This is a genomic window from Paenarthrobacter sp. CM16 (assembly GCF_013179505.1).
In the GTDB taxonomy this organism is placed as follows: domain Bacteria; phylum Actinomycetota; class Actinomycetes; order Actinomycetales; family Micrococcaceae; genus Arthrobacter.
Map to the genome: position 1 here is coordinate 1 of NZ_JABMCX010000579.1, position 855 is coordinate 855.

An 855-nucleotide genomic window follows, 5' to 3' on the forward strand; every position below is an offset into this window, starting at 1 on the left:
ATCACCGAGGTGGCGCGACAACCAATGTCGATCACCGTAAACGTGAACGCCTTCCCTCAAAATCGAGTTGAATATCGGTGCCATTCGGACTTCGGACGCTTCGTAAATCAATGGGCGTACGTCATTACCAGTGAGACTGTAGACGTCCACGGCCAAGTCCCCGATCTGCTCATAGAGTTCATCGCGAGCGTCGTCATGAATGATGAACAGCAAATCGATATCGGAGTCGTTGCGCATCTCCCCGCGTGCCGCGGAACCAAAAAGGGTCACCTGCTGCGGGCGTTCAGGCCATCTCGATATTGCGCGGGAAACAAAACGCATGAAGCGATCCCTGCCCTGGGCCGCTTCAGCGATGATGCCGGCAAGCATGTGAGACGAATTCAAGGCGTACTCGGTCCGGTTTCCGACCTGGATTCCGACAACTATGCCGCTCTCTTGAAGGCGATCCAAGCAGCGCCGAGTGCCAGACACAGAAGCCTGGATGCCGCGGTCTCTCACCAGTTGCCCGGGCGTACTTGAAGTACCGTCCGCCAAGGCCATGAGGACGTCAGCCTCCAGCGTCGGACAAATCGCCCTCAATGGGTTTTGTAGTTGCATTAGCACCTCTCCGATCGCTTCCTATTGTATGCGATTGCCGCTTGCAGCCTCGCGCTCCTGGAGGACCTGTCCAGGCGGGAGGCTGCCACCCCCCTACTTTGATTCAAGCCGCTGAAGCCCCGCGGAGACATGAGAGGAACGTACTCACCGAGGGGCGGGTTCTCGGCAGAAAGAGCCCTCCATACCCGCGAGAGCTAACCCCTCACCAACTTGAGATCTAACCCCTCGGCGGCAGGAGATCTAACCCCTCGGCGGGCC

Annotated in this window: 1 protein-coding gene; it reads right to left on the minus strand. The window is 58.2% G+C overall.

All coding sequences use genetic code 11. The features are described from left to right. Positions 1 to 369, minus strand: a 369-nt coding sequence (locus HP499_RS24625) for a nucleotidyltransferase domain-containing protein (protein WP_172326626.1), incomplete at its 3' end; no start/stop codon positions are given. Between the last annotated feature and the right edge of the window lie 486 nt (positions 370 to 855).